The sequence below is a fragment of the Halorubrum sp. Atlit-8R genome (genome assembly GCF_003666025.1).
In the GTDB taxonomy this organism is placed as follows: domain Archaea; phylum Halobacteriota; class Halobacteria; order Halobacteriales; family Haloferacaceae; genus Halorubrum; species Halorubrum salinarum.
In genome coordinates, this window is the sequence record NZ_QPLV01000003.1 from 13,420 (window position 1) to 30,623 (window position 17,204).

The following is a 17,204-nucleotide window of genomic DNA, read 5'->3' on the forward strand; positions in this document are numbered from 1 at the left end:
CTTCGCCCTCGCGGCTGCCCCTTTGAGTCCCGCCCCGCACCGCAACCGCACCTCACGCCTCCCCAGCCTCGTCAGTCGCCTCCGCTTCGCTCCGGCGACTGACTCCCTCGCGCGTGCTCCTCGCGGCCGCCTTCGGCGGCCACTCGGAGGCACGCGCCACGGGAGTTGGTGGGGTGTTCGAGGGGGCGGCGGCGTCCCGGAGCCGAGGGTTCAAATTCGGGGGCGGCGAACTCCCTCGTATGTACGCGGTCGTCGGCTGTAACGAGTGCGCCAACATGTGGCTGGTCACGGACCCGGAGACGAGCGAGACCGCGCAGTGCTCGCGGTGCGGCAAGACTCACCGCACCGCCAAGCTCAAGCGCTTCTTCGAGTCCGAGGACCGCGCGGCCGCGCGGGAGGCCCGGTCCGCCCTGCTCGCGAAGAAGCGCGGCGACAGCGCGGCGTTCGCCGAGGTCGACCACGTCTCGGAGCTGGAGGCCGCGGTCGACGAGGCGGGCATCGACGACCGCGAGTACCTCGAAGCGTCCGGACTCGACGCCGACGCGGTCGACGAGGCCGGCGAGCGAGCCGAGGGCGGCGGGGACGGGTCGCGGAGCCGCACGGAGGTCGTCCGCGACGCGGTCGACGCCGTCGACGACCCGACCGAGGCGGCGGTCGTGGAGCGCGCCGAGCGCGACGGCGTCCCCGCCGACGCGGCCCGAGAGATCCTGACCCGCCTCGCGCGCCGCGGCGAACTCACCGAGTCGAACGGGCGGTATCGCGTCCTCTGACCCGGTTTCGCCCGGCGGCCGTCGGCAACTGGACAAAGCACTTATATCAGGCTCATAACCGGTCGCACATGGACACCCGCACGGCCCTCCTGGCGGCAGCGGCCGCGCTCCTCGTCGCGGGCGCGGTCGGCGCCGTCGCCGCCCCTGACGCCCTCGCCGACCCCCGAGCGACGGACGAGCCGCCCGGGCGGATCGACGTCGCCGGCGCGACCGTCGCCCCGGGCGAGGTGCGCGGCGAGACCGCCGAGCTCCGGCTCGGCACCGACCTCCGCCACCGCGGCGGGCCCGTCGAGAACGTCACCGTCCGCCACCGCGCGATCGGTTCCGAGTCCGGCCTCCTCGTCGACGAGACGACCGTCGAGGTCGGCGACGTCGACTTCGAGGGCGAACGCACCGTCAACGGCACCGTCACCGTCGAGCGCGAGGGCGGTTACCGCATCGAGACGGTCGTCTTCGCGGACGGCCAGCGCCGCGAGCAGCAGACCACACGCGTCGCCGGCGTCGCGGCGCTCACGCCCGACTACGCCGACACGCAGGTCGGGTTCACCGACGGGAGCGTCTGGCCGACCGTCGCCGTGAGCGTCGTCGAGGCCGACGACGAGACGGCGACGCTGTCGGCGTCGGTGTCGGTGACGAACCGCGGCGACGAGGCGAGCGACGACGTCGACCTCCGGCTGTACCTCCGGCAGGCGGAGTCGAACGTCATCGCCGCGGAGGCGACGGAGACGGTCGGCACCGTTCGCCCCGGCCGCACCGACACCGTGACGGCGACCGTCGAGGTGCCCGACGGCTACAACTACTACATCGACGCCGCGCTGTTCGACGACGACGTGCTCGTCGACGAGACGCAGGGCGTCGCGAACCTGAACCCGCGGGAGACCATCACCGCGAACGAGACGGTCCGCGACGTACAGTTCTCCGTCGAGGACTTCGAGCGCGACGACGTCGGCGGCGACGGCGGCGACGGCGCCCCCCCAGAGGGCGGCGACGCCGGCGGGGACGGTGCCAGCGCCGACGGGACGCCCGGCTTCGGCCCGCTCGCCGCGCTCGTCGCCTTGGTCGTCGCGGCGCTGGCGGCGCGGAGGCGACGATGACGGCCGACCCGCCGCGCGAGGGGCCGAGCGACGAGGAGGCGACCGGCGACCGCGATCACACGAGCGACCCACCACAGCCCATGACCGACGACACCGACGCGACCGAGCGCACGGCGACGGACGCCGACCGCACCGACCGCGAGGAACCGGACCCCGACCGCGACGAGGGGAGCTACTGGACGGAGCCGGTCGACTCCCCGGGAGGCGGCGGCCTCTCGACGGACGGCCTCCGCGGCCTGCTCGACCGGGTCGGGCTGGCGGCGCTGTCGCTGCTCGCAGTCGTCGCCGGCTGGGGGTTCTACTCCCAGTCCGGGGAGGCGATCCGCACGTGGCTGGACCCGGCCTACGAGCCGATCGCGCTCGCCGTGTTCAACCTCGCGGTCCTGTTCGTCGCGCTCGCCGGCGTCGCCCACCAGCTCCGCCGGATCCGCTCGACGGAGCCCTGACGCGACCGGCGACGGGCGTCACTCGTCGGGGAGCTGATCGGTGCTGGCCGGGATCTGCTCCACCTGCCCCGCGAGCGTCGCGGCGTCGCCGGCGACGGTGGAGGGCTCGACGCCGGCCTCGCCCGCGACCAGCCTGACGTGCGCGGCGAGCAGCGCGAGCGCGCGGAGGCCGGCGCCGTCGGGGTCGCCGTCGGTGCGCTGGGCGAACGTGGTGTCGACCTCGCCGTCGCGGACGACGCCGACGTGGACCGCGTCGATGTCGTCGCCGTCGAGGAGGTCGCGGGCGCGGGCGATCTCCGTCTCGAAGTCGTCGCCGTCGGCCGCGTCGGAAGCCGCGGATCGGTCGTCGCGGGCGGCTTCGTCGCGGGCGGCCTCGTCGGAAGCGGGGTCGTCGCTCATGTCGTCCTCTCGGGCGAGCGACGTGAAAAGCGCGGCGGGACTCTCGGTCGCGGAGCGGGAGACGGACGGAAGGCCGGAACGCGGAGGCGGAGTTACTCCTCGGGGCGAGGCCGGGCGATGAACAGCGCCTCCTCGATGGTGAACGGGTCGTACGTCGACTGGTGGCAGACGCAGTAGGTCCCGTCGGCGGCGTCGTAGCGGGCGGACTCTTCTAACACCTTGTACCCCGGGATACAGCAGAAGTGGGTACAGACGTTGAGGTACGCCATGAACCCCTGGTCGGTGGAGGCCTGGAGCCACTCGTCGTTCTGGGCCGCCTCTTCGATCTCCGGCGAGCGGATGACGATCGCGTTGAGGTTCGTGTCGGCGTCCTCGGAGCGCCACGTGACAGACGCGGGCTTGCCGACGCCCGCGCTGCCGATCCCGTTGCCCCACTCCTCGTAGTCCGAGAAGTCGTCGATGTGGATCCGGTCGCCGCCCGAGTAGGTGTTCGACTGCCAGTCGTACGGCGGGCCGCTCGCCGCGCGGAACAGGTTGTCCGACTCGAAGTTCGGCTGGACGTTCTCCTGCGACTCGACGCCGCAGTACTGGAACCACGCGCCGGAGTAGGTCACGCCGCCGAGCTCCTCTTGGGCGACCTCGATCTCCTGACCCTCCTGGGTGACGGTGGTCGTCTCGGGCCAGATGCCCTCGATGTACCCCTCGTCGGTGACCCGAACGGGGATCTGCGGGAGCCCCCGGGGCGCCGGGCCGCCGGTGTGCGCGATGGTCCTCGCGACCGTCGACCCGCCGCCGACCCCGCCGGCGGTCGTCAGGGTGTTCACGGTCGCCGACCCCATCGCACCGACCCCCGCGAGGGCCGCGCCGCCGACGACGCCCTTCACGAAGCGTCGCCGCCCGGACTCAGACGGATACTTGTCGGACGCACTCATACTCGCACCTGAGGTTGGATCGGTAAAAAGGGTGACGAACCCGTAACCGGCGCGAAAATCGACGCCGTCGCCGGTCGTCGCCGGCGTACCGAACCCGGTCCCCGCCGAACGCGCCCCCGCGGCCGCCGTCGAACAGGAACGTTCGTGATCGAATTAACTCGGAACCGAGGCAAACCTTCGTCCAGACCGCGCTTTTAACCGACCGCGACCGCAGTATGTGTGGTATGAAGTTGCATAATCGGGACGTGCGGACGGACGTTCGGGAACTCGGGGCGCTGGTGGGAGACGTCCTTGCCGCGCAGGCGTCGACGGAGGCGTACGAGACGGTCGAGACGCTTCGGAACGCGGCGATCGACTACCGGCGCGGCGACGCCGAGGACCGGGCGGCCCTCCACGAGGCGGTCGGCGACCTCTCGACGACGCGCGAGGAGGTGGTCGCCCGCGCGTTCACGACCTACTTCGAGCTCATCAACCTCGCCGAGGAGCGCGAGCGGGTCCGCGCGGTCCGGAACGCCGACGACGGGAGCGCCCTCCACGACTCCTTCGACGCGACGATCGCCGAGTTCGCCGAGGCCGGCGTCGACGCCGACGAGCTGGAGGAGCTGCTCGCCGACGTGCTCATCGAGCCGACGTTCACCGCCCACCCGACGGAGGCCCGGCGCTCGACGGTGAAGTCCAAGCTCCGCTCGATCGCGAACCACCTCGGCGAACTCGACGAGCGCAACCTCACCGACCGCGAGCGCCGCGCCGTCTGGCGCGACGTCACCGCGGAGGTGACCAGCCTGTGGGGCACGCGACAGGTCCGCCAGCGCGCGCCCGAGCCCGAAGACGAGGCGCGAAACGTCCAGTGGTACCTGGAGAACACCCTCTTCGACGTGGTCGGCGACGCCTACGAGGAGTTCGAGGAGACCATCTCGAAGGAGTACGACGACGTCGACTGCCCGAAGCTCTTCGAGTTCCGCTCGTGGGCCGGCTCCGACCGCGACGGCAACCCGTTCGTCACGCCGGAGGTGACCGACGAGACGCTCGAACGCCAGCGCGAGGTCGCCGTCGAGAAGTACCGCGACCGCTGCAAGCGGCTCTCGGCCGTGCTGAGCCAGGACGGCGAGCGCTACGCGGCGGGCGACGCGCTGGCGCGGTCGCTCGCCGCCGACGCCGAGCGGTTCCCGACCGTCGTCGAGGAGGCGCGCGAGCGCTACCCCGACGAGCCGTACCGGCAGAAGCTCCGGCTGATGCGCGAGCGGCTCGACCGCGTCAACGACGTGCGCCCGGGCGAGTACCCCGACGGCGACGCGTTCCTCGACGACCTCGACGTCATCGCCGAGTCGCTGCGCGAGGACGGCCAGGAGTCGGTCCTGGAGTCGTTCGTCGAGCCGTTCCGCCGCCAGGTGGACACGTTCGGGCTCACGCTGGCGTCGCTCGACCTCCGCGACCACCGCGAGAACCACACCGAAGCCGTCGCCGAGGCGGTCGCCGTCGAGGGCGTCGACTACGAGGGGATGAGCGAGGACGAGCGCGTCGACTTCCTCACCGAGGCGATCCTACAAGAGGAGCCGGTCGTCGACGTCGACGAGCCCGGCGACGTCTCCGAGACGACGGAGCGCGTCCTGCGGCGGTTTGCGTCGTTCGCGGAGTGGCAGGAGGAGTACGGCCAGCAGGCGATCGACACCTACTGCATCTCGATGACCGAGGAGCCGAGCCACGTGCTGGAGGTCCTCTTCTTGGCCGACCAGGTCGGCGTCGTCTCCCTCCCCGACCACTGCGCGGTCGACGTGGTCCCGCTGTTGGAGACCGAGTCCGCGCTCAACGGCGCCGAGCGCATCCTCGGCACCCTCTTCGAGAACGAGGCGTACGCGGCCGCGCTCGACGCGCGCGGCGAGGTCCAAGAAGTGATGCTCGGCTACTCCGACTCCAACAAGGAGAACGGCTTCCTCGCGGCCAACTGGGACCTCTACGAGAACCAGCGCCGGATCGCGCGCTTCTGCCGCGAGGAGGACGTGACGCTCCGGCTGTTCCACGGCCGCGGCGGCTCCATCTCTCGGGGCGGCGGCCCGATGAACGAGGCGCTGCTCGCGCTCCCGAACGAGACCGTCACCGGGCAGGTGAAGTTCACCGAGCAGGGCGAGGCCATCGCCGAGAAGTACGCCAACCCGCGGATCGCCGAGCGCGAGCTGGAGCAGATGCTCGACGCGCAGATCCGCGCCCGGAAGGAGGCGAACGAGGAGCCGGTCGAGGACGTGCCCGACCGCTGGGTCGAGGCGATGGAGACCATGGCGCCCGCGGCGCGGGAGACGTACCGCGACCTGCTGAACACGGACGGGTTCGTCTCCTACTTCGAGCAGGCGACGCCGATCAGCGTCGTCGAGGACCTCAACCTCGGGTCCCGGCCCGCCTCGCGGTCGGGCGAGCGCAGCGTCGAGGACCTGCGCGCCATCCCGTGGGTGTTCTCGTGGACCCAGACCCGGCTCATCCTCCCCGGCTGGTACGCGATCGCCTCCGGCATCGACGCCTACCTCGACGAGGTCGGCGAGGAGGAGGGGATGGAGACGCTCCGCGAGATGTTCGACGAGTGGCCGTTCTTCCGGACGACGCTCGACAACGCCTCGCTGGCGCTCGCGCGCACCGAGCCGGAGATCGCGGCCGAGTACGCCGACCTGGCCGACGACGAGCTCCGCGAGCGCTTCTTCCCCGACCTGGTCGACGAGTACGAGCGCGGGCGCGAACTGGTCTTGGAGATCAGCGGCCGCGACCAGCTGCTCCGCCGCGAGTGGCTCGAAGAGAGCCTCGACCGCCGGAACCCCTACGTCGACCCCCTGAACCTCCTCCAGGCGAACCTGCTCGGGCGTACCCACCGCACCGACGAGGAGGAGCGCACCCTGCGGCTCACGGTCAACGGCATCGCCGCCGGGATGAAGAACACCGGATAGCTCGGGTCGCGACGCCGCACCGTCCTCGGTTCTTTTCCGCCGCCGCCGAGTGCCTATCGGACGATCTCGTCGCCGACCGCGATCGTCCCCGACTCGACGATCCGGGCGTCGAGCCCGCCGCGGCCGTCGAGGGCGGTCGCCGCGTCCGCTTGCTCCGCGAGATTCGCCATGTAGCCGCACGGCTCGCAGTGGCCCGTCCCCTCGACGACCGCCTCGCCGACCCGGAACCGCTCGCCGATCAGTTCGTCGAGGGCGACGCCGCGCGTCGTGACGTTGCGCCGGTGGACGCCCGCGTCGAGGTCGACGCCGTACTCCTCGGCCGCGGCCGCGAGCGCCTCCGCCGCGATGAACGTCACGTCGCTCGGCTCCAAGTCCGCCTGCTCGTTGTAGATCCCGTCGCCGTCGAAGTAGCGGTCGCCCCTGAGGCCGCGGTCCGCGACCGCTTCGACCGCCTCCCGCGGCTCAGGTTCGCCGCCCGTTCCCGAGGCGACGTGAATCCGTTCGACCGTGCCGACGCCTGATCCCGTCATGCGCGACTCACGGACTGACTCCGGCGCGCGGGATCAAGAAGGTAGCGACGGGGTGAGAGTTGGGAACGTGGCGGGGTGAGAGTTGGGAACGTGGCGGGGTGAGAGTTGGGAACGCGGCGGGGTGAGAGTTGGGAACGCGGCGACGGGCGGCGTCCGTCCGCCACGACGCGACCGGCGCGACTGCGCGTCGGGTGTCGGACCCGCCCGATCGCGATTCGATATAGCGGCATCAGGTGTATGGTGGGTATCGGGGCCGAACTGGACGGTCGGAGCGATCGCTCGCGAGGTCGGCGCGGCGTACCCGAAATTGAACGAAAAAGCGGTGGCTAAGCGGGTTACGCGGGCAGAAACGAGAGAAACGGCTTACGCGTAGCGTTCGAGTTCCGGCCGGTCGAGGTCCTCGAAGACCTCGGTCGCGACCTCCGAGAGGAACGCCTCGCCCTCGTCGGAGAGGCGGCGGCCCTCACCGGAGGCGGTGGTGACGAGGCCCTCCTCTTCGAGCGCCTGCAGCGCCGTTCGGATGAGGTTCCGGGAGCCGCCCTCGTGTTCCGGGGGACGGACGACGTAGCGGTTCGAGCCGCGCTTCTTCGAGCCGTACTCGGTCGCGAGCCGCTCGATGCCGATCGGCTCGTTCTGGGCGACCTTCCGCAGGAGGCTCGCGGAGCGAATGTACCAGAAGTCGTCCTGCTCCGGCGGGAGCTCCTTGCCGGCGCCGGTCTTGGCGAACTCCACCCAGTCGGGCTCGTCGATGCGGTCCTCGAGTCGCGCGGCGACGGCCTCGATGAGGTCGTCGGCCGGCACGTCGTAGATGGTTACCATTGGGTCTCGATTCACGCCAGCGTCGTTTAAAACCATCGTATCGCGTACGGCCCGTGTGAGCCGTTTTCACGGTGCTGCGGGCCGCTGCGGAGGACTCGCGGATCGGAACGAGGTCGAGTGCGGGGGCCGCGCGGCGCTACTCGACGTACTCGTACTGCCGCTCGTTCATCCGGCCCCAGCCGGTGAAGACGAACTCCCCGTCGGGCTGGGTGAACTCCTCGACCTCGCGGCCGAGGTCGGCGTCGAAGTCGTGGACGTCGTGGACGTCCTCGTACTCGTCCCACGTGAGGTCGTAGCGGGCGTCGAGCTGGGCGTCGATGTCGAGCGCCTCGACCTCCGCGCGCCACCCCTCGCGGATCGTCTCGGCGTGGATCTCGGCCTGCGCGCCGGAGCCGTAGGAGGCGACGAGCAGCGTCTCGTCGACGAAGTCGCGGTCACGGGTCAGGGCGTCGCGCAGGGCGCTCACGCGGGCAATGTGGACGGAGCTGGTGTACCAGTTGCCGACCTCCCGAGAGAGCCCGAGCGTCGGCTCGACGGCCGCGTCGTACCACGACTGGTACTGCTCGGTCGTCTTCAGGTCGTCCATGTAGCCGCGGATCGCCTCCTCGTAGGCCTCGCGGTCATCGTACTCGTCCTCGCGGGGCTGACGGCCGATCTCGTCGGCCAGCGCGTCCTCGTGGTCGGTGTCGCGGATGACGTGCCGGTAGGCCAGAAGCGCCGCCTTGCGGACCATCCCGGGGAAGGGCGTGTGGAACGGGGCGTACGCGAAGTCCTCAAGTTCGATGTCGTCGGTGACAGACTCGTAGTCCTCCAGGGCCTCGCGCATCCGGGAGAGGTACACCTGGACCGAGCGCTTCCCGTCGACGCTAGGGAACTGCTGGTTCGGCTTGAGGAAGTCCGTCTCGTCTTTCGACCCGTACCCCTGGTCGGCCGAGAGCTCGACGATCGAGGGGTCCTCGTCGATCAGCATCGCGACGGCGCCGGCGCCCTGCGTCGCCTCGCCGGGGTCGCCGCGGGCGTACAGCGCCGTGTCGGTCGTGATGACGATCGCCGGTCGGTCGCGGTTTCGGCCCGCTCGGATCCAGTTGTACGCGTCGTCTATCGCCTGCGTGCCGGCGAGGCAGGCGAACTTGCGCTCGCCTTTGTTGGCGTGGGTGAAGTCGCCGTCGTACACCTGCTCGAGACAGCCCGCGATGTACGTCGACACCGGCTTCGAGTGGTCGAACGCCGACTCCGTGGCGACATCTATCCGGCCGACGTCGGCGGGTTCGAGCCCCTTCCGGTCCATCAGCCCCTTGGCGGCGTTGGCGCCCATCGTGACGATGTCCTCGTACACGTCGGGGAACGAGGAGTTGTTGAGCCCGAGCCCCTTCGTGTACTTCTCGGGGTCGTCGCCCTGCTCCGGCGCGAACGTGCCCGGCAGGTCGAGCTTGAGCTTTCCGGTCCAGATCTCGACGCCGTCGATCCCGACTGCGGTCATACACGGTCGTTCACGGGACTGGCATATGGCTTTGTCGATGCCGAGTACGTCGATCGTGGAAGTGCCGTGCCGACGCCTCACTCCCGCGGCGGGTCGAAGGAGGCGCCCTCGGTCCGGACCGTTCCGCCCGCGGTGACGGTGATCCGGCCGTCGTTCCGACCGAAGAAGCTCACGCCGACCGCCTCGAACGTCCCGTCGCGGAGGTCCGCGTCCCCGCCGGCGGTCAGTTCGATGTCGCCTGCACCGGCGGCGATCGCGGCGCTCGCGGAGGTTCGAACCGTCGCCCCGCGGGCGTCGAGGTCGCCGCCGGCCCGCAGCGACACGTCGCCGGCGCCCGCGAAGAAGAAGCCGCCCGGGTCGGTATCGATCTCGGCCCCGTCGCCGACTCTGAGGGCTTTGTCGGCCTCCAGAGCGACCGAGGCCGCCGCGATCGCGACCCCGTCCCGGACCGTGACGCGGTCCGCGGTCGCGCCGACCGGAGTCTCGACGGTGACGTCGTCGTACACGACAAGGTGGCCGTCGACGGCGCCGAGGAAGGCGAGTTCGACGGCGGTGTACGTCTCGTCCGGGTCGCCGTCTCCGTCGCGGTCGACGTACGCGACCGCGTCGGTCGCGGCGTCGAGGACTTCGACGGTCGTCGTGGCCGCGTCGTCGCCCGCGTCGACGGTCAGCGTCTCCTCGCCGACGTCGGTCGGGAGGGTCTGCCAGCGCAGCGAGACGGTCCGAGACTCGCCGGCGTCGAGCGGGAGCTCGACGGAGTCGACCCGCTCGTCGCCGACGCGCAGTTCGACGGTCTCAGTCCCCCGCTCGTCCCCGACGTTCTCGACGGTCGCGTCCACGGTGACCGGGTCGCCCGCGTCAACGCTCGCGTCGACGCCGGCGATCTCGACCGCGAACTCGGCGGGCCGGAGCGGGTCGAGCCGGAAGTCCACGGTCGCCGTCTCGTTCGGCTCGACCTCGACGGTCGTCGCCGAGACGGCGAGCCCGGGCGCGTTCGCCGACACCTCGTACTCGCCCGGTTCGAGCCCGTCGATCCGGTAGGCGCCGCCGACCCCGGTCGTCGCCTCGGCGACGCGGCCGGCGCCGTCGACGGCGACCGTCGCGCCCGAGAGCGGCACGACGGACGGCCGGAGCCCGAGCGAAGCGCCCGACGCGACCCGGGTCGCGGCCGCGCCGGGACCGACGACGGTCCCCTCGATCGACCCCGTCTCGGCCGCCGGAGGCGGTGTCGCCGTCGGCGCGAGCGTCGTCCGCGCTATCCGCTCGCCCGAGGCCTCGTGGTAGAGCGCGACCTCGTTCGTCGCGTTGGCGACGAGCGCGTCCGAGAACGCGCGGCGCTCGCCGGGCGCGAACTCCCCCGCGGGCGGCGCGAACGGGTAGCGAGTGGCGTTCCCGTCGGCCCTGACGACGACCGCGAGCTCGCCGTTCGGGAGCGCGTCGCCGCCGAGGTGGTCGACGCGGAGGTCGGTCCCGTCGGCGCTGAGCTCCGCGGAGACGACGACCTCGTCGGTGTCGGAGCCCACGCCGCCGACGTAAGCGACCCCGATGGCGCTCGCGCTCACGACGAAGACGGCGACGAGGAGGATTATCCCGACCGTCTCCGACTGTGCGCGGGCGGTTGTGGGACGGGACATGCTGGTCGTATCTCAACCGATTCGGGCGCAGTATATCAACAAACGGCCGTACCTATCAGCAGCGATAACAGTCCGGTGGACCGCTACTGCTCGACCAACCGCTGGTAGTCGATTTCGAGGTCGTCGTTCTGTCTGTCCCCCGTGTACCGGACCGTAACATCCTGCTCGGGGTCGATCGTCCCCACGTTGAGTGACACGACGGTGTTCGAATCCCCGTCGTCGAGCGTCGTCGATCCGAGGACGTTTCCGCTCTCGTCTTCGACCACGACATCGATACCGGCGGAACTGCCCTGAAGGTCGACCGTTCCGACGCCCAGTTCTAACGTGTAACTACCGCTGGGAACGGATTGGGTCGTGGTCTCGACGTCGAACGCGTTCGAACCCTGACCGTCGAAGACGGCGACCGTCCCGTCCTCGTCTTGCATGTTGGGGAAGTCGGTGATGCTACCCTGGAGTTCCGTGGAGGTGTCCGGGTACAACCTCGTCGGCGCTCCCGGCGCCACTACCTCGACGCGCAGTGTGTCCACGTCGTCGCCGGAGGTCGCGTAGAGCGTGAAGTTGTCGCCGGCGCTCGCCGAGTTGGTGTCGAACGTGCTGACCGTCGTGCGGCCGCTCGCGTCGGTCTCAGAGGGCTCGGCAACGCTCGGGACGCCGCTCACGGAGCCGATGGGAGCGAACGCCACCTCGACGGCCGCGTCGTCTATCGGTGCCCCGGATGCAGCGTCGGAGACCAAGATGTCGAGCGGCTCGCTCGTGCCCTCTTCGACCTGAACGGGATCGATCTCGTCCCACTCGACGTCGTACGTACGGTTCGTTGCGCCGCCGCCACCGCCGCCCGCGGACACGTCGAACGTCACCGACTCGTAGACGGGCCCCGCGGAGCCGTTGATGTTCGCGACGAGCGGCCCGCTCGCGGTCGGCTCGAAGAACGCACGGCCTCCGTCGCCCGTGGTTCGGTTCTCACCGCCGAACGACACCGTCGCGTCCGGCACCGGGTTGTTGTACCGGTCGCGGACCTCGACCGCGACCGTCTCGCCGACCGCGGCGCTCTCGGAGCCGACCGGCACGACGTACGCCGGCTCCGTCTCGCCGGTCGCGTCGAGCGACACCTCCGAGAGCGCCAGCCGGTAGGGGTCCGAGCCGTTCGCCAGCGTGATCCGTATCGCCTCGCCGGTCGCGTTCGGCGCCGCGGTCGCGCCCGTCGGAAGCGCCCGGTTCCAGCGGTCCGCGAGCCGCGAGGCGTTCCCGACCGCGGTCGGGAGTTCGAGGGTGACGTTCCCGCCGGTCGGTTCGAGCGGGAGCGTTGTGTCGCTCGCCGAGACCGCACGCGGGTCGACGCTCTGCGGGGCGACGCCACTCTCCGAGACCGAGCCGGTCAGCGCCGTCAGCGAGATCCGGCCGTCGGAGACGACCGTCTGTCCGGTCCGGAGCAGGACCGCGTCGTCGAACTCGGCGGCGACGACGGAGTGCTCGTAGACGAGCTCCGGGGCGCCGTCGAACTCGTTGTAGTCCGCGTCGTAGCGGAGCGAGCGCGTCGGGAACGTCGGGGTCGTGTTCCAGAACGCGGCGGCGTTCGGGTGGGCGCCGTCGCCGACCGTCGCGTTGGAGACCCGTATCGACCCCGTCGGCTCGGTCGAGAGCGACCCCGACACGGGCGGCGGGTTGATGAAGAACGTCCGGGCCGGGTACCGCGTCCCCAACCGGATCTGCGTCGACCCCGTCGACCCGGTCGATCCCGCCCTGAGAACGTCGTTCCGGAGGTCGCCGAAGTCGTCCTCGACCGCCTGGCTGTGCTCGAACTCGACGTTCGCGTTCTCCGTCGGGACGACCTGGACCTGAAAGACCCCGAGCGCGACGATCAGGAACCCGAACAGGATCACCGTCCCGACCACGACCGACTGGCCCCGACGGTCGCGACTGAGTCGCATTGTGAGAGGTCGACGCCGAGCGGGTATAAAATCCTCCGTCCGACCTCTCAGTCGCGATACTCGGGCGGGTGCGGCCGAACGCCGTCGGCGAAGGCGGTTAGTCGTCCTCCGCCCGCCGGGCCGTCAGCCACGCCGACGCGACGGCCACGGCGCCGGCGAACCCGCCGAGCAGCACCGCCTGCGTCCAGTTGAAGCCGAACAGCGTCCCGGAAACGAGCGTGACGAGGACGAACGCGACCGCCAGCGCGCCGAGCGTCGAGCCGAGGTCCGCCGAGGCGTCGGGCATACGCGAACGTCGAGCCGTCGCGCGATAAAGCGGGCGGTTCGACCGGACCCGCCGCGCTCGTTCGGGGGCGAACGGCGCCGAGATCGCGCACTAATAAATCTCATAGCGCGATATCAAATCCGCACCGCGGCGCGATCCGGGCCCGCCGACCGGTCCGTTTTTGCGCGCGGCGGCTGTTGGCGCGCCTATGGCGAAACAGCCGCATCTGCTGGTCGAGGAGGGCGACGTACACGAGGTCGCGGTCATCCCGGGCGACCCGGGGCGCGTCGACCGGATCGCGGACCTCTGTGACGACAGCGAGGTCGTCGCGCAGAACCGCGAGTACAAGGTCGTCAACGCGACCTACGAGGGCGTCGACCTCACGATCTGCTCGACAGGGATCGGCTGCCCCTCCGCCGCCATCGCCGTCGAGGAGCTCTCGCGCGTCGGCGTCGAGACGTTCGTCCGGTGTGGAACCTGCGGGGCGCTCCAGCCCGACATGGAGGTCGGCGACATGGTCGTCGCGACCGGCGCGGCGAAGGAGGAGGGGACGAGCAAGCGCTACGAGGACGAAGTGTACCCCGCGGTCCCGGACTACGACGTGCTCACGGGGCTCGTCGGGGCGGCCGAGGAGAACGGCGAGGAGATCCACGTCGGCCCCATCGTCTCCGACGACGCGTTCTACAACGAGGACGACGAGTACGTGGCCGACTGGAACGACGCGAACCTGCTCGCGATCGAGATGGAGGCGGCGACCGTCTTCTCGCTCGCGCGGCGCAAGGGGCTCGCCGCGGGCGCCATCTGTACCGTCGACGGGAACCTCGTGGCGGGGTCACAGAAGGGCGCGGACTCCGACGACGAGCTGCCGGCGAAGGCGAAGGACAACGTCGAGCGCGCGATCCGGATCACGCTGAACGCGATCACGTCGCTGTAACGCCCCGGGCGGTCAGCCCGCCCCGGCTTCTCACTCCTCCGCGCGGAACTCCACGAGCGTCAGGTCGCGGTCGAGCGCGCACGTCTCGTGGGGCGGGTCGCCGAGCACCTGGTCGATGACGCGCTCCTCGTCGAAGTCGGCGCCGTCGGGGACGCAGTAGCCGTGGCTCGGGCACTCGGTGTGCGGGCAGGGGCCGGCGAGCGACGCCTTGCTCCCGGCGTACGCGCGCTTCGCGGGGACGTTCGCGGGGACGGAGGCGGGCTCGACCTCGACCGCGCGGACGCCCGCGTCGTGGACGGCGCAGTCGAGCGTCTGCGCGTTCTCGCGGATCCCGGTCACCCGGTAGCGGGTGCCCTCGGAGAGGTTGAGGCACTGGCCGCGGTAGGGACACCCCTCGCAGTCGGCCGATTCCCCCTCGTAGACGAACTCGCGGCCCACGTCCGCGAGCCGGGTCCCGATGAGCGTGACCGTGGTCATGCCCGGAGCGACGCGCCGAGCGTCCGTAAGCCTCCCGCCTTCGCGGCCGTCTGCGGACCGGTCGGACCGCGGCGGACGGCGGCGCGGAGGGCAAGACACATCCGCTCGCCTCGGCAACGACGAGCGGAGATGATCGCGGGAGTCGCGCGCGACCTGCGCGCCGAGGCCGAGCGGACGAACGAGCGGCGCGTGCTCGTGCTCGCGGGCGACCGGGACCGCGGGGTCGACGCGGCCTACGACGCGGTCGAGTCGCCGGGGGTCGACGACGGGGACGTGACGATGGTCTCGACCCGCGAGGGGTTCCGGTTCGAGGAGACGCGACCGCGGAACGCCGACGAGCTCCTCGGCCGCACCCGCGAGGCGGTCGTGCTCGACTGCCACGAGCGGTTCGTCCCGAACGCGCTCGGCCGGGCGGTCGGCGCGGTCGACGGCGGCGGCCTCCTCGTCCTCCTGACGCCCCCGCTCGACGACTGGCCCGGGATCCGCGACCGGTTCGACGACTCGCTTGCGGTGCCGCCGTTCGGCATCGGCGACGTGACGGGGCGGTTCCGCGAGCGCCTCGTCGCGACGCTCCGCGCGCATCCCGGGGTCGCGGTCGTCGCGCTCGGCGACTCCGCGGCCGCCGACGCGGTGGAGCGCGACGGGCTGACGGGCGCCGACGGCGGCGAGGGCGGCGGCGGGCGCGACAGCCCCGACGCGGTCGGCGGACCCGACGAGCGGAGCGCGCCGCCGGGCGCGACGTTCCCCGCGGCCGCCTACGGGGCGTGTCTCACGGCCGACCAGGCGCGGGCGCTGCGCGCGTTCGAGTCCCTCGCCGACCCCGGGGCCGCGGTCGTGGTCGAGTCGGACCGGGGGCGCGGGAAGTCGAGCGCGGCCGGGCTCGCGGCCGGCGCGCTCGCCACCGCGGGCCGCGACGTGCTCGTCACCGCGCCCGCGTTCCGGAACGCCGCGGAGGTGTTCGCGCGAGCGCGGGAGCTGATCGGGGGCGAGGTCGACGGCGACGGCGCCGACAGTGATGCGGACGAGCGCGAGATCCGAACTCCGGCCGGCGGTCGCGTCCGGTTCCTCCCGCCCGCGGCCGCGGCGGACGTCGCCGGCGAGGCGGACGCGGCGGTCGTCGACGAGGCGGCGGCGCTCCCGGTGCGGCTGCTGGAGGGGTTCCTCGACGCGCCGGCGGTCGCGTTCTGTACGACGGTCCACGGCTACGAGGGGGCCGGCCGCGGGTTCGCGGTCCGGTTCCGCGAGCGCCTGCTCGACTCCCGGTTCGCGGTCCGGGACGTGCGGCTCGACGAGCCGATCCGGTACGCGCGGGACGACCCCGTCGAGGCGTGGGCGTCGCGCGCGCTCCTCCTCGACGCTCGGCCCGCGGTCGACGCGGCGGTCGACGATGCGGCGGTCGGCGACGCGACCTACCGCGCGCTCGACCCGGACGACCTGTGCGCCGACGAGACGCTGCTCGGCGAGGCGTTCGGCCTGCTCGTCGCCGCCCACTACCGGACGGAGCCGAACGACCTCGCGCGGCTGCTCGACGCGCCGAACCTCGTCGCCCGGGCGCTCGTCGCGGACGGGCGCGTGGTCGCGGTCGCCCTGCTCGCGCGCGAGGGCGGGCTCGACGCCGCGACGCGCCGCGGGATGTACGAGGGCGAGCGCGTCCGCGGCAACATGGTGCCGGACGTGCTCACGAGCCAGCTGCGCGACGAGGCGGCCGCCGCGCCGCGGGGGCTTCGGACGGTCCGGATCGCGACCCACCACGCGCTCCGGGACGCGGGGTTCGGCACGCGGCTGCTCGACGAGGTCCACGCGGAGTTCGCGGGCGACCTCGACTACTTCTCGGTCGGCTACGGCGCGACGCCGCGGCTGCTCCGCTTCTGGCGGCGGGCGGGCTACCGGACCGTCCACCTCTCAACGAGCCGCAACGACGCCTCGGGCGAGTACTCCGCCGTGATGCTGCGTCCGGAGACCGCGGCCGGCCGCGACCTGCTGGACCGGCACGCGGTCGCCTTCCGGGACCGGGAGCGCGACGGACTCTCGGACGCGCACCGCGACGTGGACCCGGACGTGGTCCGCGGGGCGCTCCGCGCGTGCCCCGCGCCCGCACCGGTCGACCTCACCGAGACCGAGTGGCGCTCCGTCGTCGGCGCGTCGGTCGGGCCGGGGATGTACGACACCGCGCCCGGCGCGTTCCGGGACCTCGCGCTCGCGGCGCTGATCGACGGGGAACCGGCGCTCGACGACCGAGAGGAGCGCCTGCTCGTCCGGAAGGTCCTCCAGGGCCGACCGTGGGAGGGGGTCGCCGACGAACTCGGCTACGTCTCGACGAGCGCGTGTATGCGCGCGCTCGGCGACGCGTACGTCCCCATCGTGGAGCGGTACGGGACCGAGTTCGCGCTCGCGGAACGGGAGCGATTTACGAGCGAGTGAGCGGGCAGGCGGCGGCTATTGATAAATAGGTCTGCGGTGGCGCGTGCCGGCGAGCGGCCGGAGCGAAGCGACGGCCGCGAGTCGCACGCGCGAGGGAGTCGGTCGCCGAGCGAAGCGACGGCGACCGACGAGGCTGGGGAGGCGTGAG

15 protein-coding genes are annotated in these 17,204 nt (G+C 71.8%); 6 read left to right on the forward strand and 9 right to left on the reverse strand.

The features are described 5' to 3' along the window. Nucleotides 1-239 precede the first annotated feature (239 nt). The 3 genes from DVK05_RS08650 (at nt 240) to DVK05_RS08660 (ending at nt 2,310) form a co-directional block, all read left to right on the forward strand. Nucleotides 240-770 (forward strand): DUF5817 domain-containing protein, encoded by a 531-nt coding sequence (locus tag DVK05_RS08650; protein ID WP_121562987.1) that lies wholly within the window; start codon nt 240-242, stop codon nt 768-770. 68 nt (nt 771-838) lie between these two features. Next, entirely contained in the window at nt 839-1,864 is a 1,026-nt protein-coding gene (locus tag DVK05_RS08655; RefSeq protein ID WP_121562988.1) for a PGF-CTERM sorting domain-containing protein, read from the forward strand. Further along, nucleotides 1,861-2,310, forward strand: a complete 450-nt coding sequence (locus DVK05_RS08660; protein ID WP_121562989.1) for a hypothetical protein — start codon at nt 1,861-1,863, stop codon at nt 2,308-2,310. Before DVK05_RS08655 ends, DVK05_RS08660 begins: the two co-directional genes overlap by 4 nt. A gap of 18 nt (nt 2,311-2,328) precedes the next feature. On the opposite strand, the gene DVK05_RS08665 is transcribed toward DVK05_RS08660, so the two are convergent. After that, nucleotides 2,329-2,709 carry a hypothetical protein gene (locus tag DVK05_RS08665; RefSeq protein ID WP_121562990.1) on the reverse strand — a complete coding sequence of 127 codons (381 nt, stop codon included), beginning with the start codon at nt 2,707-2,709 and terminating at the stop codon, nt 2,329-2,331. A 92-nt stretch (nt 2,710-2,801) separates the two neighbouring features. Beyond that, nucleotides 2,802-3,641, reverse strand: coding sequence for a ubiquinol-cytochrome c reductase iron-sulfur subunit (locus DVK05_RS08670; RefSeq protein WP_121562991.1), 840 nt, complete (start codon nt 3,639-3,641; stop codon nt 2,802-2,804). A gap of 224 nt (nt 3,642-3,865) precedes the next feature. On the opposite strand from DVK05_RS08670, the gene ppc reads away from it, so the two are divergent. Continuing rightward, a complete protein-coding gene (gene ppc, locus DVK05_RS08675; protein ID WP_121562992.1) occupies nt 3,866-6,568 on the forward strand; it encodes a phosphoenolpyruvate carboxylase in 2,703 nt (900 codons plus the stop codon). Nucleotides 6,569-6,621: 53 nt separating this feature from the next. Here ppc and DVK05_RS08680 read toward each other — a convergent pair whose 3' ends face one another. From DVK05_RS08680 to DVK05_RS08705, 6 genes are all read right to left on the reverse strand, one after another. Continuing rightward, entirely contained in the window at nt 6,622-7,098 is a 477-nt protein-coding gene (locus DVK05_RS08680) for an MOSC domain-containing protein (RefSeq protein ID WP_121562993.1), read from the reverse strand. Nucleotides 7,099-7,461: 363 nt separating this feature from the next. Then, nucleotides 7,462-7,917, reverse strand: a complete 456-nt coding sequence (locus DVK05_RS08685; protein ID WP_121562994.1) for a 30S ribosomal protein S19e — start codon at nt 7,915-7,917, stop codon at nt 7,462-7,464. Nucleotides 7,918-8,053: 136 nt separating this feature from the next. Beyond that, nucleotides 8,054-9,397, reverse strand: a complete 1,344-nt coding sequence (gene hmgB / locus DVK05_RS08690; protein ID WP_121562995.1) for a hydroxymethylglutaryl-CoA synthase — start codon at nt 9,395-9,397, stop codon at nt 8,054-8,056. A gap of 77 nt (nt 9,398-9,474) precedes the next feature. Then, nucleotides 9,475-11,031: a carboxypeptidase regulatory-like domain-containing protein gene (locus DVK05_RS08695; protein ID WP_121562996.1), complete on the reverse strand. Its 1,557-nt coding sequence runs from the start codon at nt 11,029-11,031 to the stop codon at nt 9,475-9,477. Between the two features lie 83 nt (nt 11,032-11,114). Beyond that, nucleotides 11,115-12,959, reverse strand: a complete 1,845-nt coding sequence (locus DVK05_RS08700; protein ID WP_121562997.1) for a hypothetical protein — start codon at nt 12,957-12,959, stop codon at nt 11,115-11,117. 97 nt (nt 12,960-13,056) lie between these two features. After that, on the reverse strand, nt 13,057-13,245 hold the full coding sequence (locus DVK05_RS08705; RefSeq protein ID WP_121562998.1) for a hypothetical protein: 189 nt from the start codon (nt 13,243-13,245) through the stop codon (nt 13,057-13,059). Between the two features lie 187 nt (nt 13,246-13,432). Here DVK05_RS08705 and DVK05_RS08710 point away from each other — a divergent pair, with 187 nt between their 5' ends. Continuing rightward, nucleotides 13,433-14,158 (forward strand): nucleoside phosphorylase, encoded by a 726-nt coding sequence (locus DVK05_RS08710; RefSeq protein ID WP_121562999.1) that lies wholly within the window; start codon nt 13,433-13,435, stop codon nt 14,156-14,158. A gap of 30 nt (nt 14,159-14,188) precedes the next feature. Here DVK05_RS08710 and DVK05_RS08715 read toward each other — a convergent pair whose 3' ends face one another. Continuing rightward, a complete protein-coding gene (locus DVK05_RS08715) occupies nt 14,189-14,635 on the reverse strand; it encodes a UPF0179 family protein (RefSeq protein ID WP_053770592.1) in 447 nt (148 codons plus the stop codon). 129 nt (nt 14,636-14,764) lie between these two features. Here DVK05_RS08715 and tmcA point away from each other — a divergent pair, with 129 nt between their 5' ends. Then, nucleotides 14,765-17,056, forward strand: coding sequence for a tRNA(Met) cytidine acetyltransferase TmcA (tmcA, locus tag DVK05_RS08720; RefSeq protein WP_121563000.1), 2,292 nt, complete (start codon nt 14,765-14,767; stop codon nt 17,054-17,056). Nucleotides 17,057-17,204 lie beyond the last annotated feature (148 nt).

Bases quoted from the DNA above. Each gene is read 5' to 3' on its own strand.
- DVK05_RS08655 (WP_121562988.1), top strand. From the start codon at position 839: ATGGACACCCGCACGGCCCTCCTGGCGGCAGCGGCCGCGCTCCTCGTC.
- DVK05_RS08670 (WP_121562991.1), bottom strand. From the start codon at position 3,641: ATGAGTGCGTCCGACAAGTATCCGTCTGAGTCCGGGCGGCGACGCTTC.
- DVK05_RS08650 (WP_121562987.1), top strand. From the start codon at position 240: ATGTACGCGGTCGTCGGCTGTAACGAGTGCGCCAACATGTGGCTGGTC.
- hmgB (WP_121562995.1), bottom strand. From the start codon at position 9,397: ATGACCGCAGTCGGGATCGACGGCGTCGAGATCTGGACCGGAAAGCTC.
- tmcA (WP_121563000.1), top strand. From the start codon at position 14,765: ATGATCGCGGGAGTCGCGCGCGACCTGCGCGCCGAGGCCGAGCGGACG.
- DVK05_RS08680 (WP_121562993.1), bottom strand. From the start codon at position 7,098: ATGACGGGATCAGGCGTCGGCACGGTCGAACGGATTCACGTCGCCTCG.
- DVK05_RS08685 (WP_121562994.1), bottom strand. From the start codon at position 7,917: ATGGTAACCATCTACGACGTGCCGGCCGACGACCTCATCGAGGCCGTC.
- DVK05_RS08665 (WP_121562990.1), bottom strand. From the start codon at position 2,709: ATGAGCGACGACCCCGCTTCCGACGAGGCCGCCCGCGACGAAGCCGCC.
- DVK05_RS08705 (WP_121562998.1), bottom strand. From the start codon at position 13,245: ATGCCCGACGCCTCGGCGGACCTCGGCTCGACGCTCGGCGCGCTGGCG.
- DVK05_RS08700 (WP_121562997.1), bottom strand. From the start codon at position 12,959: ATGCGACTCAGTCGCGACCGTCGGGGCCAGTCGGTCGTGGTCGGGACG.
- DVK05_RS08660 (WP_121562989.1), top strand. From the start codon at position 1,861: ATGACGGCCGACCCGCCGCGCGAGGGGCCGAGCGACGAGGAGGCGACC.
- DVK05_RS08710 (WP_121562999.1), top strand. From the start codon at position 13,433: ATGGCGAAACAGCCGCATCTGCTGGTCGAGGAGGGCGACGTACACGAG.
- DVK05_RS08715 (WP_053770592.1), bottom strand. From the start codon at position 14,635: ATGACCACGGTCACGCTCATCGGGACCCGGCTCGCGGACGTGGGCCGC.
- ppc (WP_121562992.1), top strand. From the start codon at position 3,866: ATGAAGTTGCATAATCGGGACGTGCGGACGGACGTTCGGGAACTCGGG.
- DVK05_RS08695 (WP_121562996.1), bottom strand. From the start codon at position 11,031: ATGTCCCGTCCCACAACCGCCCGCGCACAGTCGGAGACGGTCGGGATA.